This window comes from Brevibacillus ruminantium (genome assembly GCF_023746555.1).
Lineage (GTDB): Bacteria > Bacillota > Bacilli > Brevibacillales > Brevibacillaceae > Brevibacillus > Brevibacillus ruminantium.
Window position 1 is genome coordinate 3,228,064 of record NZ_CP098755.1, and the last position, 24,216, is coordinate 3,252,279.

Sequence of the window (24,216 nt, forward strand, 5' to 3'; positions counted from 1 at the left end):
GAAACGAGGTTGGGTGATCCAAGCCTAGCGGCGAAGATTCCACTCATCTGTGGAGTAGCGTGTGGCGGCCAACTCCTGGGCCAGTGCTAGCTCTTCCGCAGTCAGCTCGCTGTCGAGCAGCTCGATGCCCAAACCTTCCTGAAAACCCTGGCGGAAAGCTGTCATCGCTTCTGGAAGCCGAATGGGTCGGTTGCTTACTTCGTTGATGGTCACGGCTTTTTTGCGAAAGCTGTCCATCATTCTTTCTTTCAGTCGGTCCGACGAGAACGTCAGCAGGGAAAAGAGCAGTTCGACATCCATATCAAGCAGGATGGAACCGTGCTGGAGGATTACTCCTTTTTGCCTGGTTTGTGCACTGCCCGCAACCTTTTTTCCCTCAACGACCAACTCGTACCAGGATGGTGAGTCAAAGCAGGCTGAGGAGCCGGGAGAACTGTATTTTTCTTTTTCTTCTTCAGAGGCAAGCGAGACCATTTCTGCTTGCAGTCCAAGGTTTTGAAACCCATGCAGCAGTCCCAGACTGATTACTTTATAGGCTTCTGTTACACTGGAAGGCATCTTCGGATGGCTTTCGGAAACAACGACACTGTATGTTAATTCCTGATCATGCAGGACCGCTCGTCCACCAGTCGCACGCCGGACGAAGCCAATCCCTTTCTCCTGCACGAGCTCTAAATCAATTTCTTTGCTTGCTTTCTGAAAGTACCCAATCGACAGGGTAGCCGGGTTCCATGTATAAAAACGTACGGTTGGGGGAGTCTTTCCTTCGCTGTGAAGTTGAAGAATTGCCTCATCCACTGCCATATTCATTGCCGGGGACATGCCCTCGGTCACGATAAATCGCCATTGTTCTGTCACTGCGCTAAACCCTCCTCTCCACTTTCCATTGTACTTCTCATCACGTTCGCTGGGCAACAGATCAACAGGACACGAAATGTTGAAATTGTAAATCCGGTAAACATCTGTAGCTCTATACTTGCACTTATCCTGAAAAACTCCAGCAAAGGAGTGAACCCTAGCTTTACTTACTCGCAACGGGGCTGTGGTGAGAAGAATCATGTTTCCCTGCTTGGCTCCGTATTACGCCCTGCAGGGATGATTTTACTGTCCGCTCCACAGCGATTGGCGGGGGTGCGCAAAAGCCGCGTCGCTCCGAAGTAAATCAAGGTTGCGCCCCTGTTTCCCGCCAATCGCTGCTCCGCTAAGCTGGGCTTCACAGTCGCACCGCAGGGAAACATGATTCTTCTCCAGACATACTGCTCCATCCAAATTTTGAAAGGATGAAAGAAAGGGTGTTTATGATGTAAAACAAAAAAAATTTCTGTAAGACGATACAAAGGTGCTCCAAACATCACATTATTTCGCTAAAATAGGATGCAATTTTCACCATGGGATAAACGAAAGGTTAGTTGCCCCGATGTTTACGATTCGAGCGCTTGTATTTATGTTTGTTGGCTATGTTAACTATGAACGCTTTGTTTGTACCTTTTCTTGTGTTTTTACTTGTATCTTTGCTCTCATCTGTACTTTATATATTGCTCTTTAATTCTTAACATCAATGAATATCCGTTCATTTTTTTGGTAAGCATCGGTTACATGAAGAAGCATGTTTCCCTGCGGTGCGACTGTGGAGCCCTACCCAGCGAAAGGGCGATTCGCGGGAAAAAGGAGCGTAACCTTGGGATGACCTCGTAGCAATTTCTGCTTTTGCGCTCCCCCGCGAATCGCCCTGGAGCGGACAGTGAATCCTCCCCGCAGGGCGTAATACGGAGCTAAGCAGGGAAACATGCTTCTTCTCGCCGCAGCCCCATTTCCAAAGGTTTTTGCCACCAAGGACTGAAAGAACTGTTCTGTTGTAAAAAAAGCTGCCGAACCATATTCGGCAGCTTTCGCAAGTTATTCAGGCTGATAACGAAGAATCGGTTTACGAGCAGCCGTCGCCTCATCCAATCTGCGAACCACAGTCGTATGCGGTGCTTCCTGGACGATCTCCGGAGTCTCTTCACATTCACGCGCAATTTGCAGCATGATGTCAATAAACTCGTCAAGCGTTTCTTTGGATTCTGTCTCAGTCGGCTCAATCATCAAGCATTCGTCAACAATCAACGGGAAGTAGATGGTCGGCGGATGATAGCCGAAGTCGAGCAGACGTTTGGCAATATCAAGCGTCCGAACACCCAGCTTTTTCTGACGTACGCCGGAGAGAACGAATTCGTGCTTGCAGACGCGATCATAGGGCAGCTCGTATGCACTAGCCAGCTTGCGCATCATGTAGTTGGCGCTGAGGACAGCGTTTTGTGATACCTGCAGCAATCCTTCTGGTCCCATCGAACGAATATACGCATAAGCACGGACGAGGATTCCAAAGTTTCCATGATATCCTTTTACGCGGCCGATCGATTGTGGGCGGTCGTTGTCCCAGAAGAACGTGCCGTCTGCTTTCTTGCCGACGATTGGAGCGGGCATGAACGGTTCCAGGATCTTTTTCACGCCGACAGGTCCTGCACCGGGTCCACCGCCGCCATGAGGGCCGGTAAAGGTTTTATGCAGATTGAGGTGAACCACGTCAAAGCCCATGTCCCCTGGACGAGCGATGCCCAGGATCGCGTTGGCGTTGGCTCCGTCATAGTAGAGCAGTCCGCCGGCATCATGGACGATCTTGGCCATCTCGACAATATCCTCTTCGAACAAGCCGAGGGTATTCGGGTTGGTAAGCATCAACGCAGCCGTATCGGAACCGACAGCTTGGCGCAAAGCCTCAATGTCTACCAGTCCGCGATCGTCGGATGGAATCGTAACGGTTTCCAGACCGGCAACAGCGGCAGAGGCTGGATTGGTGCCGTGTGCGGAGTTGGGCACGATTACTTTAGTACGCGCATGATCACCGCGGCTTTCATGATAGGCACGGATCATCAGAAGACCTGTCCACTCACCCGCAGCACCGGCAGCAGGCTGCAGCGTAACAGCGTCCATTCCCGTAATTTCGGCCAATTCATTCTGCAGGTTGTACAACAGCTCCAGCGCACCTTGAACAGATTCCTCCGCCTGATACGGGTGGGTTTGGGCAAAGCCTGCATAACGGGCTACATCTTCGTTGATTTTTGGATTGTATTTCATCGTGCAGGAACCGAGCGGATAGAAACCGTTGTCGATCCCGTGATTTCGGCGGGACAGCTCGGTGTAATGACGAACCAGCTGCAGTTCGGACACCTCCGGCAGCTCTGCTGGCGTCTCACGAATCAGATGCTTTGGCAGCAGCTCCGTAACTTCTACCTCAGGCACATCAAGCGCCGGGAGATTGTAGCCTACGCGACCGGGCTTGCTCAATTCAAAGATCAGTGCTTTTTCCTTGTCGTTATGCACGGTTGATCGCCTCCAGTTCCTGCGCCAGTGTTTCGATTTCTTCTTTTGTTCTCAGCTCGGTTACTGCCACGAGCATGTGATTCGACAGCTCCGGGTAGTCCAGACCGAGGTCGTAGCCGCCGATGATGCCTTTGCCGAGCAGCGCTTGGTTCACTTCCGCCACCGGTTTGTTCAGCTTGACGATAAACTCGTTAAAGGATGGTGCGCTGCCCACGATTTCAAAGCCTTTTGCTGCCAACACCTGCTTGGCATAATGCGCTTTCTGCAGGTTGAGCATGGCGATTTCCTGAACGCCCTGCTTTCCATAGGATGACATCGCGATGGAAGCGGCCAGAGCCAGCAAAGCCTGGTTGGAGCAAATGTTGGATGTCGCCTTTTCACGGCGAATGTGCTGTTCCCGCGCTTGAAGCGTCAACACGAAGCCACGTTTTCCGTCCTCATCCTTGGTCTGTCCGACGATCCGGCCCGGCATTTTGCGCATCAGTTTTGACGTAGTCGCAAAGTATCCACAGTGCGGTCCGCCAAAGGATGCGAAGATCCCGAACGGCTGCATGTCTCCTACGACAATGTCAGCGCCCATTTTACCCGGTGCTTCGAGAACACCGAGAGAGAGCGGGTTGGAGGAGACGACCAAAAGTGCCCCCTTCCCGTGTACAATCGGCTCAATCGCAGTCAAATCTTCTATTTGTCCCAGGAAGTTGGGATATTGCACGATGACAGCCGCTGTCTGCTCGTCGACAAGAGCTTCCAACGCCGCTGTATCCGTTACGCTGTCTTTCAGGTCGGCTTCCACTACCTCGACGCCTTGTCCGTAAGCATAGGTGCGAAGAACATTGCGTGCTTCCGGATGAACAGAGCGGGAGACGACCACTTTTCTTTTTCCGGTATGGCCGGCAGCCATCATGGCGGCCTCAGCCAGAGAAGTTGCGCCGTCGTACATGGAAGAGTTAGCCACCTCCATGCCAGTCATCTCACACACCATAGTTTGGAATTCGAAAATCGCCTGCAGCTCGCCTTGGCTAATCTCGGGCTGGTATGGTGTGTAGGCTGTGAAGAATTCACCGCGAAGCAGCATATGGTTGACGACACTCGGGATGTGGTGCTGGTAGACACCTGCCCCCAAAAAGCTGGCATGGGTGCTGAAGTTAGCATTTTTACCGGCAAGGGATGAAAAATATTTCACCAATTCCGGCTCGGAAAGGGCCTCTGGAATTTGCAAGGCGCCTTTGAAACGGACTTCTTCGGGAATATCTGCGAATAACTCTTCCACCCGGGAAATTCCGAGAGTGTCCAACATCTCGCGTTTGTCCTGATCAGTTTGAGGCAGGTAACGGTATTTCACGAACGTTGTCCTCCTTATAAATGGGGTCTTGGAAACCGTAATTTATGATTGCTTGGGACGCTTATAGAATGGCGTGGACACCACGACTGCTTTGAGGCGCTTGCCGCGAATTTCCACTTCCAGCTCCGTACCGACAGCAGCGTGCTCGGATTTGATCAGCACGAGCCCCACGTTCTTTTTCAATGTAGGGGACTGAGTACCTGTCGTCACTTCGCCGATTTGTTCGTCCCCGATAAACACGGGATAATGGCTGCGCGGAATACCGCGATCAATCATTTCGATGCCCACCAGCTTGCGCGGCGCGCCTTTTTCCTTTTGTGCCTTCAATGCTTCCTGGCCGATAAAAGACACTTCTTTGTCCACCTTTACAGCAAAGCCGATACCCGCCTCGATTGGCGAGATGTCCTTGCTCAGCTCCTGTCCGTAAAGCGGCAGCTTGGATTCGAAACGCAGCGTATCGCGTGCACCCAGACCGCATGGAACCAGCCCATCTTCTTTTCCGACCTCCAGCAGCCGATCCCAAAGCTGGATCGCCTTGTCTTGGGCAAGATAGATCTCAAAGCCGTCTTCGCCGGTATAACCCGTACGGGAAACGAGGCATGGAACACCGTCAATCAGTACATCACGCTGGAAACGGAAGAAGCCAATTTGCGAAAGATCTGTATCCGTCAGCTTTTGCAAAATGGACTCAGCCACTGGCCCCTGAATCGCGAGCTGCGCCGTCTGCGCGGAGATGTTTTCAATCTGCACGCCTTTACTGAGATGCTCCTGCATCCAGGCAAAATCCTTGTCGGTATTGCCAGCGTTAATAACGAGCAGGTAATCGTCATCTGCATATTTGTAAACCAGCAGATCATCTACCGTGCCCCCGTCCGGATAACAAAAGACGCTGTATTGGGCTTGACCTACTTCCAGCTTGGAGAGGTCATTCGTGGTCAGCTTCTGAAGATAGAGAAACGCTCCTTCACCTTTTACCGCTACCTCGCCCATGTGCGAAACGTCAAACAAACCTGCCCTTGTCCGGACTGCTTCGTGCTCTTGCGTAATACCGGAAAACTGCACGGGCAAATCCCAGCCGCCAAAGTCAATCGTTTTCGCCCCGTACTTTTCGTAGGCAGGAAATAGCGGCGTGCGTTTCAATGTCGCCATGTCTGGCACCTCCTGAGTTTTTCTGCAACAAAAAAGGACAAAACAAGAGAAATAAGAACGCCAAAGAACGACGGCGCCCATTCCTCCTCCTCTGTCCTTGGTACCTGAGAGTTGCCTTGCTGAAAGGAGCGCAGTTGCTCCATGTGCAAGTTTCCCCTTTGGTGGCTCTCGCTCGAGCTCTCTCCAGAGATGCGTCCAGTAGAGGTACTTTTGCCTGAGAGATTCACCGTTGCCGGCTTGCTCCTTCGGCGCTGCCATACAGGCAGTCTCTCCCTGCTACTTTCATTCGCGATGGATACTGGGTCATACATAAACTTTTCAGTAACATTCCATACTACTGGAATGAACTCCTTCTTTATCCTACCACGAGAGTCGATTCTTGAAAATATGCAAATTGCCAATCAACTTACAAATTCACTAACAAAATTTTTATTTAAAAAGAATATTGTTCGTATTTAACTGAGTAACTAAAACAAATTCCTCAGCACAAAGAATGAGGAGGCGATACGATGACGAACATTCCCGTTTCCTTCGAGAGGGATTGGATGGATTTGCTACAGAAGCGAATGAAGGAGGACGGCCCCTGGGACAAATGGGAGCTGTTCCAGCTTACCCTGCGGGCCGAGGAAGCGTTGGCGATCCGTGAATTTGACCAGCTCCAATGCTTGCAGTACCTCCCCACCCTCCAGCCGTATCCTCATCAACTGCAGACAGCCGAGCGTGTTTTAAATGAAATGCGCGGCCGCGCGATTTTGGCTGACGAGGTCGGTCTTGGAAAAACCATCGAAGCCGGCTTGATCCTGAAAGAGTACATGATTCGCGGTTTGGCCAAAAAAATCCTGATACTGGTTCCTGCCTCCCTGGTCATCCAGTGGACCAAAGAGTTGAACCAAAAGTTTGGCATCCCCGCGATGGCTCAAAAAAAAGAGTACATGTGGCGTCAATATGATGTCGTTGTCGCCTCGATAGATACGGCAAAGCGGGACCCGCACAGGCGCCACGTGCTTGACATCGACTACGACATGCTGATTATCGATGAGGCTCATAAGCTCAAAAACAAAAGAACCCGCAACTATCAATTCGTCAAGGAAATTCGTAAAAAATACTGTCTGCTGTTAACTGCCACCCCTATTCAGAACGAGATGGACGAGCTGTATAACTTGATCAATCTGCTGAAGCCTGGTCACCTCGGACACACCTCCAGCTTCACGACCAGCTATGTCGAAGGAAAGCGGCAGGCCAAAAACAATGAACAGCTAAAGACAGAGCTGGACAAGGTCATGATTCGCAACCGCCGAAGCGATGGAGGTGTTCATTTTACCCAAAGACACGTCCAATCGATCCCGATCCAACTGTCTCCGGAGGAAGCTGCTCTCTACGAAGGGGTCACTCGTTTTGTGAAGGAACAGTATCTCACCGGTTCAGGCGGGTATAACTCACTGGCGCTGATTACGCTCCAGCGCGAGGTTTGTTCCAGCCGTGAAGCGGCCTTCCTCACCCTGTACAACATGCACCAGCGGGCAGCCGAGGATTCTCCTGTCCGCTCGGAAATCCTGGAGCTCGTAGAGATGATCAAACGCATCGAAGCACACTCCAAAGCGGCCAAAGCCATCGAGTTGATTAAAGAAATCGATGACAAGGTGATCATCTTTACGGAATACCGGGCGACCCAAAACTATTTGCAAAAATATCTGCATGATCACGGGATCACATCCGTGCCTTTTCGCGGCGGCTTCAAACGGAGCAAAAAGGATTGGATGACCGATCTTTTCCAGAACCGCGCCCAGGTGCTCATTGCAACAGAAGCGGGCGGCGAAGGAATCAACCTGCAATTTTGCAATCGCGTCATCAATTACGACATGCCTTGGAATCCGATGCGGGTGGAGCAGCGCATTGGACGGGTCCACCGCTTGGGTCAGCAGCGCGATGTGCACATATACAATCTGTCTACCATCGGTACGATTGAAGAACATATCCTGCAGCTTCTGTATGAAAAGATCGATCTGTTTGAGATGGTAATCGGGGAGCTGGATGATATCGTGGAACGATTGAATCTGTCTCAATCTCTGGAGGAGAATCTGGTTCGCATCATCATGGATTCGGCTTCAGAACGGGAAATGGCGCTCAAGCTGGATAATATGGGGCAAGCGATCCGAGCCATGCGTACCGTCCGACAATCACAGGGATCTCTTCAGGAAGCAGCCGAAAAGTAGTAACCCCCGCGGGCAAGGAGGGCTCGAGCGATGAAGCAGCAACAAGTTCGGGAATATGTAGAGCAGTATCTGGCCGCTTTCTCTTCACATATTATGGAAACGCATCCCGACTATCTGACGGTAAAGCTGCCCGTTGAGGTTGATAAGGATATTGGCAACCGCCCTTTTTACTGGAGCTGGGTGGAAAAGATGAACCTCCCCTACCAGCCGCTCGTCATGACCTTTTGCTTCCATCCGGAGCGGATACCCAGCGACCGTCGTGCTGAGCATCTCCATCTGGGAGCAGCTCGTCTGCAGCAAATCTTTCAATCCGTCCGGAAGCATGGCAGCTTTGTGTGCATGTACGAAACGGCGGAGCGAGGGACCATTTCTCCGTCGCGCCGTTCCTCTCCGCTGGTACCCTGGCTGGGAATAAACTGGAAAGTATCCTTTATCTGCGACAAAAAGCGTGACCTCCTTCTTCATTTCGGGGTGAATTTACACGATCCTCAAATCGTGGATGGCTTCTATCCCTTTTTGTTGGAGCGCTCTCTGTCCCCCTCAATTCCTGATTATCACTACACGCTGGATCGGCGCATTTCCATTGAACAGGCCTTTGGCATGATGCAGGAGAAGATCAATCAAATGCTGGCCGATCTGGATCAAACATGGGCGGCAGAAGCAAAACAGCGACTCGATGAGGAGCTGGAGATTCTCGAGGTGTATTACCGGGAACTGGAGGAGCGTCAAACGGCACCAACAGCTGCGGACGAATCGCCTGAGCCCAGTGAAGAGGACGAGAAAACCGACGGGATGGCAGACCTGAAAGCCAAAGAGAATCCCGCAGTCAAACGGGAGCAAAGCTTGTCCGAAGAAGATCTTGCTGGAAAGGTCCTTCCATCTGATGTGACACAGGCACAGGATGAGCCCATTGCCTCTCTGGATGACCACCTCACCGCCGGTGGGCGGATACTTGACTTTTTACGGGCCAACAGCTTTCAGCAGACACCACGGGAAAAAATCGACCAGACCGAATGGAAAGCCAGTACACCACAGGAAGAAAAGCTGCGGCGGATGGATGAAATGCGCTGGCAATACGAGCCGCGGATCCGTGTCCAATTTATTAATGGGGGACTTTTTTACCTGCAGTCTAGTCCGCCAATGTCTGGAGATTTGCCAAACTGGCGAAAAATGTAAACAGACAGCGAGAAATTACGAACGGCAACAGACAATAACCAACAAATCTTTTTGTCTACTCTGGTTACAATAGGTACCATAGAAAGCCTTTCCTTCAAAAGGTGGTGCATCATTGTGACGAAAAGAGTTGTGATAACACGCTTGCTTTGCACTCTCCTCTGTGCTCTGGCGCTTCTTTTTCCCGCCCATGCTTTCGCTCAGACTGAAGAGCTTTCCTGGGATCAGCTATTCCGTACACAAATCGGAGAGTGGAAAAATACCATTGTCGCACAGGACCCCCAGTTTGGTGAATGGAAAAATGCCGAAATGGAAGTGCAAACCCTAGGAGCCAATCAGCACCAGTGGTTAATCAGCTTGTCCCTCGGAAATAAACAAGTGGGCTACATGGTTGTGGGCGAGGTGGCCTCAGTTGAGAAGCAAAAAAAGTTCGTTCTGCTTGAATACGGCTTGGGCGAGTATATCCTGTTTGATGATGCCTTCGCCCCCCGAGAAGTCGCCGCCGAACCTGTATACGATGGCTTCGCCTCTCATTGGCTGGTGACACTGCCTCAGGCAAAACAAGTGGTGGATGCCAAAACCGGTGAACGGTACTTGAGCAGCACCCGTCCGGATGACTCGATCATGTGTACCTTGCAGGAACAGGATTTGGCTACCGCCGGTCAGAAGCTGCTCGCTTCCCGTATCATTCGTCCGGATGAGACAGATCCCTTTGACAACATCAGTTGGTTTACCCCGCTCGTACTCTCAGAGACAGAAGTCCCCCCTTCTCAGTTGACCTGGGATGAGCTTTGGCAGCGAAAATCGGATCAAATGACGCTGGCTGTTCGCCTTTACCACGCGGAGGTGTTGTCTCCTTATTCCATCGCTTCTTTGCATTTGTGGAATGATCAAAAGTCCTACATTGGTGTCTGGGATGATGGCCTTCGCTTTTTGCCGTACGCGTACGCAAATAAAGTGGGGAAAATCCACATCCAATAACAAAAAGCTCTCTGTCGGATCTTGAAGTGACCCCAAAAAGTTAGACAGTATTTTATCTAAGCAGCAAGCAAGGTTTGAGTCCGGTATTGTACCGGACTTAAGCCTTTTAATTTTGTCTTAATACGTTTGTTGTTATAGTAGTCAATGTATTTTGCCAACTCTTGTTTAAATTGTTCAATACTATCAAACTCTTGTGTATATAAAAATTCCGATTTAAGGATTCCGAAGAAGTTCTCCATTACTGCGTTATCATAACAGTTTCCTTTTCGCGACATGCTCTGCGTGATGTTCTTTTCTTTCAATGCTTGTCGGTACTTGTGCATTTGGTAATGCCAGCCTTGATCCGAGTGAATAAGGAGCTTGTCCTCATTCGATAGGTGTTTCATGGCTTGTTCCAGCATCTTGGAGACAAGGGAATACCTCGGTCTGGAATCCATGGTATACGCGACAATTTCCCCGTTAAATAAATCGAGCATGGGGGATAGATAAAGCTTTTCACCAAGCAATTGAAACTCAGTTATATCCGTTACCCACTTTTCGTTTGGCTTTTCTGCTCGGAAGTTACGATCTAAAATATTCGGTGCTGTCTTGCCAACTGTTCCTTTATAGGAGCGATATTTCTTCATACGAACCACGCATTTTAAGCCTAACTCTTTCATCAATCGATGGACTTTTTTATGATTCACAAGATGCCCCAGATTCTTGAGTTCATCCTGAATTCGGCGGTATCCATAGCGTCCCTTATGCTCATGATAAATCGACTGAATTAAGGTTTTTAATTCAGCATGTTTATCAGGACGGCTCAATGATTTTACATAGAAATAATACGTACTTCGTGGAATACCCGCGAGTGTAAGCAGCGCCTTTATTGGAAATTCAGTCCTTAGTTCAAATACTACTTGCGCTTTGTCTGGTTTGGTGATTTTTCCTTGCTTTGAACGAAGGCATTCAACTTTTTTAAATAAGCATTCTCCATGCGCAAACGCTCTAATTCTTCCTGCAGTGCCTTGATGGATCCCTCAGCAAGTGTTCCTTTATTAGTATCCTTTTTCATGGTTGGACGCCCCTTTTTCTTAGATTGTAGGGCGTCCATTCCGTGTGATTGGAATTGCATTCTCCATTTTCGAATCAATCCAGGAGATGTGATTCGGAAAATGGCAGCTGTTTCATTCGGAGACGTCCCATTCGTATTCATATAATTGAGTACGTCTAGTTTAAACTGTGCCGAATAGCTTGTATAGGACTTTACAAAAGCGTCTTTCCCTTGATGCTCATACTGTAATACCCAGTTCCTCACCATATAGTCAGATACCCCGATGGACGCTCCAATCGATGCATAACTCTCATCACCTTCTAAATATCGTAAAACAGCAGACAATTTCTCCTCTGTAGTAAACTTCGCCATAGAAAAACTGCACCTCCAACTGTTGATTGTGTCCAACAATTGGGGTGCAGTTCAATCTCCCACAGAGAGCTTTTCCTTTGCCTTGAAACCATGCCTGACACCCGGCTTTGCTTTCCTGCCTTAGTGATGCTCGGTCGGGCTCAGCCTCACGTTGACCGCATGAAACACTTCCTGCGCTGTCATCCCCGAGGCGTTAATGACAGGGGCACCCGTCACTATCGTTTTGCTCTGATCACTCATCAGGTTCTCATCCAGACCCGTGATCACAACCGCATCGATCTGGTTCTGCCAGTTCCCCAGCTCGACTACCTGATATCCATTGTCACGAAGCATCTGGGATACTTGTGAAAGACCGTCTTCTACAGCTACTCTTGGCATTTGATTTCCTCCGTTCGATGCAATGTTATTTCCGTCTAAGAAGCTTGATCGACATCGGAATGGCTCCGAACCAACGGGAAGACCAGGACTCGCGAGGAGCCTTGTTCAGTCGCCTTTCCGCTTTCGGAGTTTCCACGTACTGTATGAACAACCGGGTCAGGTACTTCAGATATTCTTGAAACGACATCGCACGTCCCTCCTTACGTACGCGCGGATCGCTCCATCAGGTTGAGGTGAAGAGCGTTTCCACCTCTAGTCTTGCCGAAAATCGCCGAACTCAGTCATCGCGCTAAGGATTTCTCCGACGATCTCTGCAACGCTCTTTTCGGTCGTATCCACCTGGATTGGTGCAAAGGAGTACGCATCCTTGCGCTCCTGGAGAAGTGTTCTCACCCGCTGCGCTACCCCGCCAGCCAAGAGAGGGCGCCCTTCGTCTGCTTCCAGCCGCCGGATCAGCTCCTGCTCCGTGGCAGACAGCGCGATCACCAGTCCACCCTCCAGCATGCACTGTACATTTTCCTTGCGTAGAACTGCTCCGCCTCCCGTCGTGAGGACCTGCGGCTGCTCCTGCAGCAATTCGGAAAGCACCTCTGTCTCCAAATCCCGAAAATACACTTCGCCTTTCTGCGCAAAAATCTCCGGAATCGTGCACCCCGCTTTGGCAATAATGGCATCGTCGAGATCCCGATGCACCAACCCCAATTCTTCGGCTAATGCTGCTCCGACCGTCGTCTTGCCTGTCCCCATAAAGCCAATGAGAATCAGATTCTTTTTCATGACCTGTCTACCCCTCTATCCGTTTCCCTTACTGCGCTGGATAACGAAGCTTTATGATGCGGTCCTGCTCGTCCCAGTCTACTCCGCTGCCCAGAACCTGTTCAAAAAAGCTGATCGGTGCCAGCGTACGCCCTTTTACCTCAAGCAGCTTTTTCCCAAAATCAATCTGAGTGCCATCCTTTTCGGCAAAACTGCTCTTTTCCTTTACCAGGATAGTCTGTCCATAGCCGGAAAGCTCAATGGCCGCCTTTTCCGTTGACCATGTCACACGATACCCCAGCTTTTCCGCGAGATCGCGGAGCGGCAGGTACACTGTCTGGTCGATGACGCGCGACGGTATCTGCGGGTAATAGCTGACGCTGTTGATTATTGTTGTTACATAGGGTGTCAAGCTGATTGGAGCAAAACCCTCTCCGTTCGGTTTATCGTTGTTAGGAACAAAATAGCGCGCTTCGCCTTGCAACACCTGTCCCAATGCCTGATCCAGGTGCTCCGGCCCGATAATACTGCCGTGATACGTACGCTGCACTCTCTGCAAAAATCGTTTGTATGTCTCGTCTCCCAGCGTTTGACGCAGGTTCTCGAACAAAAGTGCTCCTTTGGAATACCAGGTCCAGCGGAATTCCTCCTGGGTGGAAAACTGATGGAGCTCTTTTCCCAGCTTGCCATACGGATATCTTTGAGCGAGACGATCGACGTCCCGTTTATATTCGGCAATCAGAGAGTCATTCTGCTGAGTGCCGTAACGAGCTTGCTTGTAATGGGCGACACTTCGTTCCACCATGCCCTCGTCCAACCAGCCGTATCTTGCCTCTAATGTAGCGACACTGTTGTACCACCAAAGATGGGCAATCTCGTGTGGCAACCAGTGATCCAGCATCGTGCTTGCCTGCATATCTCTTTTGAAGATTGCCATGTTTGCGTACTCCATGGCGTATGTAGTCCCCGTACTCGTCTCTGCTATCGCGACCCGTTGATACGGCAGCGGCCCATACCATTCCGTATAGACAGGAAATACCGTTTCTGCGATCGATTTGATGCGGGCGATGTTCCGCTTGTCAATCGAAGCGATATCCACTGTCAGGTTTGGTGCAAATGTCACCGTCTCGATTTGGTAGAGCGGGCTGCCAACAAGGGCAAAGTTCAACAAGCGTTTCCCGTTGTACTGCACCTCCTGACGGTTTCCTTCCAACGGCTTGGTCTCGCCAACCCCTGCCGTGCTCACCCATTTATAGCCCTGCGGAGAGATAAATGAAAGATGATAATCGCCGTAATGGTAGACAAACGGGTCGCCAAAATCGATGCGCTTCGGCGGCTCATACCACTGCCCTCGCTGATTTTGTGCGCCCAGCATCGGATACCAGGTCGTTAATGTCCAGATATCGTCTTTCACACCGAACCGGGTTCCACGACGCGGAACAGGGTTTTCAAACTGGATCGTCACCTTTCCCCGCTTTTCCTGCCCCAGTGGATTGGTCAACTGGATGACAGCCAAACGCCGTTGAAACGGCAGCGATTTGTCTTGATACCGAATCGACGTAATCGTCATTGGATTCCATAAATAGTCGTACACGAAAAAGCGGAGATCCTCTGTCCCCGGATTGTCGAACTCAATGGCAACCGTCCCTTTAATTTTCGCTTCCGATGTATAGAGCTCCGCCTGTATATCGTACACAGGCTTCAGATCCTTGACGAGAGAAGGGATGGGCGGATCGTAGGAAAAGGGATCGACACCCGCATCGGACTTGAACGCCGGCTCCTCCCAGGCAGAAATCCAGGAAGAGATGGCAGACCAGTTCAAGATCACACCAACTGACAAAAAGGGTACGAGAATCGCCAAACAAATCAGTACGCTAGTTTTCTTTAATTGATTCATGCCAGCCCCCAAGCTTTTGAGCGACAAGTGTTCACTGTTTTACCACCCATTGTATCAAAGATAATTTCAACTTAGTAGAAATTTGCAGAAATCTGTTGAAATCTGCAAATTCCTGCCGTCTGGGGCATTACCAGGTTTCATAGATCACTTTTCCACTCTCTTCGAGGTTGTACCCGCCGATGGAGGACAGCTCGTTTTGGAATGCTTCAGAGCGCACAAGCTCTGTTATCAATCGAATCAGTTCCACGTTTTGTTCCGTTTTGAGGAGAACCAGATCGTACTTTTCTTCGACCATAGGCAAAAATTCGACACCTACCATGCGGGCTGCCTTTTCAATACCGACGCCGATATCTGCCTCCCCTCGGGCCACCGTACCAGCCACCGCCAGGTGATTTCCCTCTTCCCGTTCGTATCCTGAAATCGCCTTGCCGGTAAGTCCATGCAGACGGAATTGTTCTTCGATCAGTGTCCTTGCTCCCGATCCTTTTTCACGATTGACCATGCGAATACCCGGTTTACGAAAATCCTCCCAACCGACCAGCTTTTTGGGATTGCCCGGCTGTACAAAAAATCCCGCCCAGCGCGAAAGCAGGCGTATCACCAAAAAACGGTGCCCCACCAACATTCGCCGAATATAAGGAAGATTGTATGTCTGCGTATCGCCATCAAAAAGATGGGTGCTGACGATGTCCGCTTCACCCTTGTACATCGCCCACAGGCTGTTGATACTGCCGACATACGATCGAAGCGGACGAAGCGTTTTCCCCCGCTTCTCCAAATGGTTTGCCAGCAAATCCAGACTGACATCCTGGCCGCTGATAATGATGGATTGCTGCTGTCCCGGATGGCGAGTAAGCGATGCGGCGGTCGTAACCGAATGCACGCCAGTGGCTGCCAGGTGAGCGGGTTGGTATTCCCCTTTGGCCCGTGCTTTGTAGGCCTCCAAATCAGATGCATCGACTCTCATCTGTCTGCCAACCCTGTAAGCAGGCAGCTCTCCTTTTTTAATCAAATCGTAAACCGTTAATTTAGAGATTTTCAGCAGCTTGGCAATTTCCTCAGTTGTATATGAGTTATCGTGAGTCATGTCTGCCTCCCGTTTTTTATCCTGATCCTATCAAAACAACGATTTTTTCAGCTATCTCCCTATTTTCCGTCATCCTTTTCCATTTCGCAATTGATTATCTCGTACAATTCCATATAATCTAATTATAACTAATTATATTTAGTTATATGTAAACAGAAGATTGGAGGACCATTTTCATGTTTTTGTCACTGTACAAGCGTACTGGTTTTTTCACTCTGCTGCTGGCTTCTCTGCTGATGGCCGTCGTTGGTTGTTCACCGCAAGCAGCCCAGCCGCCAGCCGCGGAGCCTGCACCACAACAAGCACAAACTCCCGCTTCCGAGATTGAACTGATGGTATCGGCAGCAGCAAGCCTGACGGATGCCTTAAACGAGATCAAACCACTGTTTGAACAACAGCATCAAGGTGTCAAGCTTACATATATTTTGGGCAGCTCCGGCAAGCTCGCTACCCAGATCGAGCAGGGTGCCCCCTCTGATCTCTTTTTGTCCGCCAGCAAGAAGGACATGGACACACTGGAAGAGAAACAATTGATTCTGAAAGAGTCGCGCTCCGATTTTACCAAAAACGAACTGGTTCTCGTCGTTGGCAAAGATAGCCCGTTATCCGTATCCTCGTTCGAAGAGCTTGGCAGCGACAGCATCAAACATCTGGCTGTGGGTCAACCGGACAGTGTACCTGCCGGACGCTATGCGAAGGAAGCGCTGGAGCATTTGAAGCTGTGGGAACCTGTAAGCGCGAAACTGGTATTTGGCAGTGATGTCAGACAAGTGCTTACCTTCGTTGAATCAGGCAATGCTGAGGCGGGGATCGTCTACGGAAGCGACGCTGCCACCTCCGAAAAAGTAAAAGTTGTAGCTACAGCCAATGCTGACTGGCACAAACCGATTGTCTATCCGGGCGCGGTGATTGCCTCGTCGCAGCATCAGGATGTGGCTCAAGCATTCCTGTCCTTTTTGCTCAGTGATCAAGGAAAAGAAATCCTGCAAAAATACGGTTTTCGCTAAGCCGGATAGAGAAGAAAGGAGATGGACGCTGCGTGGAATCTAATCTGACTCCCTTGCTTCTCTCCCTCAAAGTGGCCGCTATCTCGACGGTTGTCGTATTTATTAGCGGGTTGTTGATCGCCAGATTCTTTACCCAGAAAGATTTTTTCGGTAAAAACTTTTTGGAATCACTCATCTTGCTGCCCATTGTCCTGCCACCTACTGTGGTAGGCTTTGGGCTTTTACTGGCATTTGGGAAAAACGGCTTCCTCGGGAAGTGGCTGCAGGACATATTTGGTCTGCAGATCGTCTTTACCCTGACGGGGGCTGTTATTGCCTCCATCGTCGTCTCCTTTCCCCTGATGTATCAGAGTGCCCAGGCTGCATTTACAGGGGTCGACCGGCGTTTGGAAGATGCTGCCCGTACGATGGGTTCATCGGAGTGGCGCGTCTTCTGGACTGTCTCCTTTCCCCTTGCTTGGCCCGGACTGTTGGCCGGCCTCGTCCTCTCCTTTGCGAGAGGATTGGGCGAGTTTGGAGCGACGCTGATGCTCGCCGGATACATCCCTGGGAAAACGGACACCATTCCCATTGCGATCTACTTCGCTGTCGAAGCGGGACAAATGGAAAAAGCCATGTTTTGGGTAGTGGTGATCGTTGCCCTCGGCATGGGAACCACCGTTTGGCTCAACTGGTGGAGTCGTCGTAGTCTGCGCCGCTTTGCCAACACGAAGTAATGAGAGGGGTTCATTATGCTGCATGTCAATATCGTGAAAACCCTGCCCGAGTTTACACTGAATGCCCAGTTTTCCGTTCATGACGAGATCCTCGTTCTGTTCGGACCGTCGGGCTCTGGAAAGACGACGATTCTCAACTGTGTGGCTGGGCTCATTCACCCAGACTCTGGCTCTATACACCTGTCAGATCAGGTTTTTTATGATCATGCTCACAACATCAAGCTGCCTACAAAAAACCGGAACATCGGATATGTCTTCCAGGATTATGCCCTTTTCCCGCATATGACTGTTGAGCAAAATATCCGCTACGGCTTAAAACAAATGCCTCCCGCCGTGCTTCAGGAGCTGCTGCAAACCGTGGGCATCGACCAGCTCCTGTCTAAATACCCGCATCAATTGTCCGGCGGACAGAAACAGCGTGTTGCTCTTGTCCGCGCCTTGGCAACAGAGCCTCAGATCCTGCTGCTGGATGAGCCGCTCTCGGCACTTGATGCGGATACCCGGCGGCAGTGCCAGGATGAGCTTCTGCGCATTCACGAAAAATGGCGCATTCCCATACTGCTGGTCACGCATGATCGCGAAGAGGCAGAGCGCCTGGGTGATATCATGCTTACAAATAAAGACGGTTGTTTTTTTCATGAAACAAAAAACCGCGCCTGCTCATATCCGTCCTAAGACAGGATCGAGCGGGCGCGGTCCTTTTTATCCCCACCAAAGCTTCGCCAAAAGCTGGCCAGCCAGCTTTTCATCTTTAACGCGGCGTGATCGCTTCCAGCTTGATATCGTTCTGTTTTGACCAACGATGGAGCTCCACCAAAAATTGAAGAACGTCGGGGCTTTCACAATGCACACAGAGCGTATCTGCGGCCAGCGCAATGCTGGACCCGTCGACCGTTTGCACCTTTTGCTTCAGTACCAGTTGGCGGGTCTGCTCCATCTGCTCTTCTTTGCTGATCAGCACACTGCCTTCTAGCTCGCGCGGCGCCAGCCGGCCAGTGGGCAGATAGGCGCGGTCTGCAAATACTTCTTCTGCCACCTGCAGACCATGCTCCAAACCAGCTTCGACCAGGGCGCTGCCCGACAAAGCATAGACGATCAGTTCTTCGTCAATATCTGAAATTGCACGGGCTACGGCTTCCGCCAGCTCCGGCCTCTCTGCCGCCTCATTGTACAGCGCACCGTGAAGCTTTACATGGTGCAGTTCTCCTCCGAGTGCACGTGTCATTCCGGCCAAAGCAGACACCTGATACAATACCAATTCATATACTTCGCGCACCGAAAGATTCATGGAACGACGTCCGAAGCCGTGAATATCCGGGTAACCGGGATGAGCGCCGATTTTGACGCCATGTCGCAGGGCTGCCTCGATGGTCCGGCAAATAATATGGGGATCTCCAGCATGAAGACCACAGGCAATGTTTACGGAAGTAATCCATTTCATGATGCCCAAGTCCTCTGCCTGCCGTCCACGGCCATAGCCCTCTGCCAAATCACAGTTAATATCCAAATGTATCATGAAGCACCCGCCTTTCTATTTCCCACTATGCTCAATCTATGAAAGCGCACTCATCAGCATAACTACAGGAAGTTCTTACCTCTTTAGCATACCATGTAGTGAGTTAGAGCAAAAGGAAAAAAGCTGCCAAAAGGGCAGCTGTCGTCAAACAGACACGATTAATTCGTAATTCCCGCTGGTTGTAATTCATTATCTCCCAGAAGGGAGTCCGTTATAGCCATGAGCTGATGCTTTTCCTGTTTGTAGTCGTATTCCTTCGCCTTATCCGGCTTGGCATTATTGTACTCAATCGGAATTTCATGGCGATGCGAACGCTCAATTTTGGTCACAAAGTGCAGACGCTCCATAATCTTGATGGTTTCATCAAACTGTTCGGCGTCTACATACATGGAGACGTAGTTTAAGCGTTTGGAGATGTAATGAATGGTGCCAAATTTGCGTAAATTTTTCGCGGCACTGGGGTTTTTCACCCAAACAGCAAGACCCAGACGACGTTCTCTCATAACCGGTCATCCTGCTCCTTTCTGTTCTGTACGTGGTAGAATGATCAGTAATGGCTCACTTATTGGAGATGATCTCGCATGATTCTGCTCGATCAACTGTATCAACGGCTCATGGAAGAACTGTTTGCAGACGGTTTCGTTGCGGCAGCGAGCTGGCGGGAATACGCAGGCCGGCGCTTTCTCTATGTAAGAAGCCCGCTCACCTCTGCGCAGCTCAGTACATGCCTGACTGCCGCAGGTGAGCGGATTACCGCGGGAACCGTCATTCAACCGGAGTGTATCTATGTCCGGACTACCGGTGAGGACCAGGTTTTTCGCTTTCGTTTTGTCATCCCGGAAGACAAAAAATTTTGCTGCGGAAACCTGTGTGAAGATTGCTTCCTGTTTCGCTCTCAGTTGTCATGAGTGTTTTTTTATGCTGCAGCCGCAGCTTCCGCCGCCCCCGCAACCGCTGCTTTTGGCTTCCAGAAACGGGTTGTTGCTCGGCACCTTAATACTGCTGGATACCGAATCGGCTATGGTTCTGCTTACCTCATACAAAAGCTGGTCGAGCGCATCTTCTGCCCGTTTGAACGCCTGGACTGAATCCAGCATTTCAATGGAGCGTTTCAACTGACGAATCTCTTTTGAAATGTTGTCATAGTCGGGATGGTACTTCCCGAAGCGCTGTACGTCCTCGTACTGCATTTTTTTGCGTTCAAACAGGGAGAGCAGGTGCTGTGCCTCCTCGTCCGCTTCCATCTCCTGCTTGGCATCTATATAGGCTGAGACCTCGCAGGACTGGTTGATCATCGTCGACAGCTCGTGCGATTGCAGAATCAGTTCAGCCATATCCACTGTTTTCAATGCTTCCATCAGCGAGACCTCCTTATTCATTTTGGGATCGACTTATATTGTACCACGAAGCAAACAGGCTAGTACAGATATTCAGGCAGCACAATGCGCACACGCTGGATATCATCCAGTTTGCAGCGCAGCTTCTTCTTGCCACTCTCCAGGGATACATACCAATACCCCATCTCCACAGAGAGTTGGCGCGGAATTCCTTCTTTTACCTCTTTGTTCCCCAGTTCCGCCTGGATGTCCAATCCCAGCTCTGACGCTCGTTGCAACAGCGTTCGCATCGTCTGGGGATGATACGACTGAAAATGCTGCGTCCACATTTTGGGCAACGTGGTGTAGTGGTGCATCCCCTCCAACTGATCAGGAAATGTATTTTCGACCGCAAATCCATCCCAAGGAAGCGGAATCGAGAAAAGCCCCTCTTGTCTTCCCTGCCGTGTTTCTTCGCCTGCCAGAGCTTCTGTTCTACCTTTTCTCGCCTGAAACGGCTCATACCCGTATTTTCGGAAGAGTGCCATTACCTCTTTTTCCTGCTCAGGTGTTACCAAGAACTCGGTCGGAGAAATCACCATACCCAAAAATCGCTGAAACGGCTTCAGTCCCTTGATCTCCTCCAGCAAGCCCGGATGTGCAGTACGGACGCGGATGAACGGTTCAAGCTGAATCTGACGGGTCTGTCTTCCCCACAGGTAGATCAACTGCTCAAGCGACTCCGGGAGCGGGTGGACACAATGCCGCTGTAAAACCGCAATGACGTCCTCCTCTTTTCCTCCTGCCGACAAATAGGCCTGCAACGGTTTTGCCTGCAATTCACCCGAAATGAGATCGCCTGCAAAAGAGAGCGGACAAAAAAAGCTGAGCTCCCAAAGTGCCAGAAGGGGCACCAAGGGGGGAATAGTCACCATGCCGGAAGGGTCGATAAACCATCTTTCTGTGGGGGGGAGAAGAGGCAGACGATTCCAGCGCCAGTACACCTCACCGGACGCAGATTCGCCCATTTGTATCCAGCCAAAACCAAGTAACAAATGAAGCCATTCCTTTGTCGCAAGCTCGGCAGCACTTGTAGAGACCTCAAAGCCCGCGCTCTCCAGTGTTCTGATTTGTTCCTGAATACTGTGCCAATGATCGGGCTCGGCGTGTTTCATCACTGCGACCAGACCGTCCCACCAGCTTTCATGTGGCAGGTATTCCTCTACCAACAGACTGTACAGATCATCCCATCTCTTTTTTGGGGAAGCAGCCAGCCATTCGCCAAGAACCGTCTGGTCCAGAATCATCATCCGTCCCTGTGATCGGACAAGGCCCAATCGGATTGCGACATCCAGTACGATGGTAAGTGCCATACCTTCTTGTTTGACTTCAGGCAGCATCGCTTCTGCCCAACCGCTCACATGCTGATCGGAAATGGATAGCAGCGGCGCCAGTTTCAGGAGAATTCTACGGTGAATCTGGCCTTTTTGCGTCAGCGGAACTGTAGAATCCCGGAGATAGGCAAGGACCCCAAAAAGATCCAGATGTATCCCCCTGCCTGCTGATATATAATAAGGGAGCGTTTCCGGAGGGGATTCTTTGGATTGCCTGCCTTGGATAAGACAGAGGGTAAATGTTTCCTTCACTTCACGAGGCATGATGAACCCGACTTCGCCCCACATTTTGCGGACGGTCAGGATCATGCCCATGCGGCGAAGTTTATTCAGTCCGGCAGACAGGACATGCCCTCTGTTTTGCACCCATTTTTCCCACTCTTTTTTGCGAAAGAACCCTCTTGTTGCCGAGGTGACAAACAGCGTAATAACCTCTTTTTCACCTGCATCAGTCTGGGTCCAATATTGCTCAATAAGCTGCGGATCGGTTAAACGATCTGCCAACTCACGGTTGTCATTGATGCTCAGCCTCTTGGCGTGCTCGTCCAGGATCAATTGCCGAGTGGTTTGAGACAGAAATTCAATACCCTGTTGGATGTGCACACCTGTCACCTCATTTCACTGACTTGATCGATTCTTACCATTTTGGAGGGATGTTTGTGTTACATGCATGGTACGGTTTACTTTTGGCTGCATCCTTGACTCTGACTGGTCAGCCGTTCTCTATAGATCATCCTACCCCAACCACACCTATGGTGGAAAGCGCTGACGGTTTGCAGAGCGTTCATGCTCCATATCCGCCTGCTGTCCAAGATGCTTTGCGCTCTGTTCGTAAAAGTGGCGGACATTCCGTCGTACGAGCCGACCAAAAAACATACGTCGTCATTGGCGCCGGACAACGCCCAACCGGCGGGTATCGCCTCGTCGCAGAACGTGTGGAAAAGACAGGCACACACGGATATATCATTCATGTCCGCGAGCAAAAGCCTGCTGCCGGTGCGATGAAAACACAGGTAATCAGCTACCCAACTCTGGTCGTGGCTGTCCCTGACAACCAAGCTCAAGTCAAGGTTATCTTCTCATAAAGAAAAAGCCGACGTTCCAGCACCATTGCCGGAAGTCGGCTTTTTCGTTGTTCCAGGAGCTGCAAACAGCATTACGGCTTGACGTTGACGCGAAACTCTCGCTTGACGCCATAGGAGTCGTGATTGTTATGAGCCAGCTCCACGACAATCTCGTGCGAACCGCTTGAGAGATCCTTCACCACATAGGTTTTGTCAAAGGCTTTGGCCACTTTTTTCCCATCTACATAAATATGGACATGTCCTTCACCGTAGCGATTTTCCTTGCCCATGTTCTCGACGGAAAAAGAAAAACCCTTCACCTGCAGCGTCAAATGGAGATCATTTTTTTCCAGCTTATGACTGACTTCAAGTGTCGGAGCCTGTTGATTTTCTCCTGGTGCTTGGGGCATTCCTCCTGTGGTAAAGTCGCGCGCTGTGTTATAGGCCAATTCGATACAAGCGATTACACCGATCAGCAGGATCAAGCGATAGACGAGACGCTTCGTCTTGCTCTGTTTCATGGGGACACTCCTTTCTCAGACGTCATCCCCATTTTTCCCCAACCTGCTCGGCTTCATTCTTGTTTTCTATCGTTTTGGCGCGCGAAAACCTGCCGCTTGTGCTTCCTCCTCCGTTGCAAACCAAACCTCCGCTTTTGTCTGGTCATAATTCCGCGAACCGGGGACGTGATAGATTTTTTCCCCCTTGGAGTTGATATTGCCTTTAATGAGCTGATCTGGAGATGGTGCTTCCTCCGCCGGAGTGACGGACTTTTCGCTGGGAGTCCCCGATTTGGCAGATTTCTTCTGTGACGCAGTGTCTTCCTGGTCCTCGAGTCCCCAGAGCCCTCTGTTATTCTCCCGAGCTTCCCGCTCTGCTTCCAAAAATAGATCTGCTTTGGCAACATTCGGTGGAACCGTCATGATCCGGGCGTACCCATCCCTTACCAGCTTTTCGTTAACGAAGGTGCCGTCAGATAAATAGACATAGGCCAGCAGCCGTTTATAACGATCGTAGGGCTCTACATCAAAAACAAGCCGTACCTCTTGGCCTGTCAAAAGTTTTTTGGAAAAATCGCTTGCTTCCTTGCCATATGGTTCTACCGGATGGTTGGGCTTGACGGTTTCCGGTGTGTCTACCCCAATCAGGCGCACCTTTTCACCGGTGGATATTTCAAACGTATCCCCGTCCACAACACGGGAAACCGTTGCTGAAATCTCGCCGTTCGCTTTCGGTTGCTCCGGGGCACCGCACGCGTACAGAAAACAGGCAAGAACAGCGAGCCAGCCAAGAAGGCGTTTCATTTTTTACTCTCTCTCCTTTATCCTGATGCTGTATACCAGCGTATCCAATGCGGACATCCTGGTCAATAAATTTCCGGCGAGAATCAGGAATACAAAAAAACGACCCGCTCATTTTAGGTCGTTTTTCTTTCATGTAACCCGGGCTACCTGCTTCA

Annotated in this window: 25 protein-coding genes and 2 riboswitches; of the genes, 8 read left to right on the top strand and 17 right to left on the bottom strand. The window is 50.5% G+C overall.

Going from position 1 to position 24,216, the window contains the following annotated elements; translation table 11 throughout:
• Positions 1-24: 24 nt before the first annotated feature.
• The 5 genes from NDK47_RS15970 to gcvT form a co-directional block, all read right to left on the bottom strand.
• On the bottom strand, positions 25-822 hold the full coding sequence (locus tag NDK47_RS15970; RefSeq protein ID WP_251876195.1) for a lipoate--protein ligase family protein: 798 nt from the start codon (positions 820-822) through the stop codon (positions 25-27).
• 233 nt (positions 823-1,055) lie between these two features.
• Positions 1,056-1,238: a hypothetical protein gene (locus tag NDK47_RS15975; protein WP_251870750.1), complete on the bottom strand. Its 183-nt coding sequence runs from the start codon at positions 1,236-1,238 to the stop codon at positions 1,056-1,058.
• A gap of 658 nt (positions 1,239-1,896) precedes the next feature.
• Positions 1,897-3,363: an aminomethyl-transferring glycine dehydrogenase subunit GcvPB gene (gene gcvPB, locus NDK47_RS15980; RefSeq protein WP_251870751.1), complete on the bottom strand. Its 1,467-nt coding sequence runs from the start codon at positions 3,361-3,363 to the stop codon at positions 1,897-1,899.
• On the bottom strand, positions 3,356-4,705 hold the full coding sequence (gene gcvPA, locus NDK47_RS15985) for an aminomethyl-transferring glycine dehydrogenase subunit GcvPA (RefSeq protein WP_251870752.1): 1,350 nt from the start codon (positions 4,703-4,705) through the stop codon (positions 3,356-3,358). Before gcvPA ends, gcvPB begins: the two co-directional genes overlap by 8 nt.
• A 42-nt stretch (positions 4,706-4,747) precedes the next feature.
• Positions 4,748-5,854, bottom strand: coding sequence for a glycine cleavage system aminomethyltransferase GcvT (gene gcvT, locus NDK47_RS15990; protein ID WP_251870753.1), 1,107 nt, complete (start codon positions 5,852-5,854; stop codon positions 4,748-4,750).
• An 81-nt stretch (positions 5,855-5,935) separates the two neighbouring features.
• Positions 5,936-6,046: riboswitch (glycine riboswitch) on the bottom strand.
• A riboswitch (glycine riboswitch) is annotated at positions 6,047-6,140 on the bottom strand.
• Between the two features lie 223 nt (positions 6,141-6,363).
• On the opposite strand from gcvT, the gene NDK47_RS15995 reads away from it, so the two are divergent.
• From NDK47_RS15995 to NDK47_RS16005, 3 genes are all read left to right on the top strand, one after another.
• Positions 6,364-8,067: a DEAD/DEAH box helicase gene (locus NDK47_RS15995; RefSeq protein ID WP_251870754.1), complete on the top strand. Its 1,704-nt coding sequence runs from the start codon at positions 6,364-6,366 to the stop codon at positions 8,065-8,067.
• A 30-nt stretch (positions 8,068-8,097) separates the two neighbouring features.
• Complete coding sequence (locus NDK47_RS16000) at positions 8,098-9,243, top strand: YqhG family protein (RefSeq protein WP_251870755.1); 1,146 nt, start codon at positions 8,098-8,100, stop codon at positions 9,241-9,243.
• Between the two features lie 114 nt (positions 9,244-9,357).
• A complete protein-coding gene (locus NDK47_RS16005; protein WP_251870756.1) occupies positions 9,358-10,221 on the top strand; it encodes a hypothetical protein in 864 nt (287 codons plus the stop codon).
• Between the two features lie 56 nt (positions 10,222-10,277).
• Here NDK47_RS16005 and NDK47_RS16010 read toward each other — a convergent pair.
• From NDK47_RS16010 to NDK47_RS16035, 6 genes are all read right to left on the bottom strand, one after another.
• Positions 10,278-11,626 (bottom strand): IS3 family transposase gene (locus NDK47_RS16010; RefSeq protein WP_251870757.1). Its coding sequence is split into 2 segments (ribosomal slippage): positions 10,278-11,182 and positions 11,182-11,626, totalling 1,350 coding nucleotides; the frame shifts between segments, so codons are not numbered across the junction.
• 120 nt (positions 11,627-11,746) lie between these two features.
• A complete protein-coding gene (locus NDK47_RS16015) occupies positions 11,747-12,004 on the bottom strand; it encodes a YkuS family protein (RefSeq protein WP_251870758.1) in 258 nt (85 codons plus the stop codon).
• Positions 12,005-12,029: 25 nt separating this feature from the next.
• Complete coding sequence (locus tag NDK47_RS16020; RefSeq protein ID WP_251870759.1) at positions 12,030-12,191, bottom strand: YqzE family protein; 162 nt, start codon at positions 12,189-12,191, stop codon at positions 12,030-12,032.
• Between the two features lie 65 nt (positions 12,192-12,256).
• On the bottom strand, positions 12,257-12,781 hold the full coding sequence (locus NDK47_RS16025; protein WP_251870760.1) for a shikimate kinase: 525 nt from the start codon (positions 12,779-12,781) through the stop codon (positions 12,257-12,259).
• A gap of 28 nt (positions 12,782-12,809) precedes the next feature.
• Positions 12,810-14,657: a stalk domain-containing protein gene (locus NDK47_RS16030; protein ID WP_251870761.1), complete on the bottom strand. Its 1,848-nt coding sequence runs from the start codon at positions 14,655-14,657 to the stop codon at positions 12,810-12,812.
• A gap of 127 nt (positions 14,658-14,784) precedes the next feature.
• Complete coding sequence (locus tag NDK47_RS16035) at positions 14,785-15,744, bottom strand: substrate-binding domain-containing protein (protein ID WP_251870762.1); 960 nt, start codon at positions 15,742-15,744, stop codon at positions 14,785-14,787.
• A gap of 176 nt (positions 15,745-15,920) precedes the next feature.
• Between NDK47_RS16035 and modA the strand changes: the two genes are divergently transcribed.
• The 3 genes from modA to NDK47_RS16050 are packed head-to-tail and all read left to right on the top strand — an operon-like array spanning position 15,921 to position 18,142.
• On the top strand, positions 15,921-16,751 hold the full coding sequence (modA, locus tag NDK47_RS16040) for a molybdate ABC transporter substrate-binding protein (protein WP_251870763.1): 831 nt from the start codon (positions 15,921-15,923) through the stop codon (positions 16,749-16,751).
• A 32-nt stretch (positions 16,752-16,783) separates the two neighbouring features.
• Positions 16,784-17,467: a molybdate ABC transporter permease subunit gene (gene modB, locus NDK47_RS16045; protein WP_251870764.1), complete on the top strand. Its 684-nt coding sequence runs from the start codon at positions 16,784-16,786 to the stop codon at positions 17,465-17,467.
• A gap of 15 nt (positions 17,468-17,482) precedes the next feature.
• Positions 17,483-18,142, top strand: coding sequence for an ATP-binding cassette domain-containing protein (locus NDK47_RS16050; protein WP_251870765.1), 660 nt, complete (start codon positions 17,483-17,485; stop codon positions 18,140-18,142).
• Between the two features lie 76 nt (positions 18,143-18,218).
• Here NDK47_RS16050 and NDK47_RS16055 read toward each other — a convergent pair whose 3' ends face one another.
• Positions 18,219-18,983 carry a 5-oxoprolinase subunit PxpA gene (locus NDK47_RS16055; RefSeq protein WP_251870766.1) on the bottom strand — a complete coding sequence of 255 codons (765 nt, stop codon included), beginning with the start codon at positions 18,981-18,983 and terminating at the stop codon, positions 18,219-18,221.
• A gap of 158 nt (positions 18,984-19,141) precedes the next feature.
• Complete coding sequence (locus tag NDK47_RS16060) at positions 19,142-19,486, bottom strand: YlbG family protein (RefSeq protein WP_251870767.1); 345 nt, start codon at positions 19,484-19,486, stop codon at positions 19,142-19,144.
• Between the two features lie 78 nt (positions 19,487-19,564).
• Here NDK47_RS16060 and NDK47_RS16065 point away from each other — a divergent pair, with 78 nt between their 5' ends.
• Positions 19,565-19,891, top strand: coding sequence for a hypothetical protein (locus tag NDK47_RS16065; RefSeq protein WP_251870768.1), 327 nt, complete (start codon positions 19,565-19,567; stop codon positions 19,889-19,891).
• On the opposite strand, the gene NDK47_RS16070 is transcribed toward NDK47_RS16065, so the two are convergent.
• Together NDK47_RS16070 and NDK47_RS16075 are read right to left on the bottom strand one after the other, a co-directional pair.
• On the bottom strand, positions 19,886-20,341 hold the full coding sequence (locus NDK47_RS16070) for a YlbF/YmcA family competence regulator (RefSeq protein ID WP_251870769.1): 456 nt from the start codon (positions 20,339-20,341) through the stop codon (positions 19,886-19,888). The genes NDK47_RS16065 and NDK47_RS16070 overlap by 6 nt on opposite strands.
• Positions 20,342-20,400: 59 nt before the next feature.
• Positions 20,401-22,296 carry a helicase-associated domain-containing protein gene (locus NDK47_RS16075; RefSeq protein WP_251870770.1) on the bottom strand — a complete coding sequence of 632 codons (1,896 nt, stop codon included), beginning with the start codon at positions 22,294-22,296 and terminating at the stop codon, positions 20,401-20,403.
• Positions 22,297-22,352: 56 nt separating this feature from the next.
• Here NDK47_RS16075 and NDK47_RS16080 point away from each other — a divergent pair, with 56 nt between their 5' ends.
• Complete coding sequence (locus NDK47_RS16080; protein ID WP_251870771.1) at positions 22,353-22,778, top strand: protease complex subunit PrcB family protein; 426 nt, start codon at positions 22,353-22,355, stop codon at positions 22,776-22,778.
• A 71-nt stretch (positions 22,779-22,849) separates the two neighbouring features.
• On the opposite strand, the gene NDK47_RS16085 is transcribed toward NDK47_RS16080, so the two are convergent.
• Both NDK47_RS16085 and NDK47_RS16090 read right to left on the bottom strand, forming a co-directional pair.
• On the bottom strand, positions 22,850-23,278 hold the full coding sequence (locus NDK47_RS16085) for a hypothetical protein (RefSeq protein WP_251870772.1): 429 nt from the start codon (positions 23,276-23,278) through the stop codon (positions 22,850-22,852).
• 66 nt (positions 23,279-23,344) lie between these two features.
• Positions 23,345-24,061 carry a thermonuclease family protein gene (locus tag NDK47_RS16090; protein WP_251870773.1) on the bottom strand — a complete coding sequence of 239 codons (717 nt, stop codon included), beginning with the start codon at positions 24,059-24,061 and terminating at the stop codon, positions 23,345-23,347.
• Positions 24,062-24,216 lie beyond the last annotated feature (155 nt).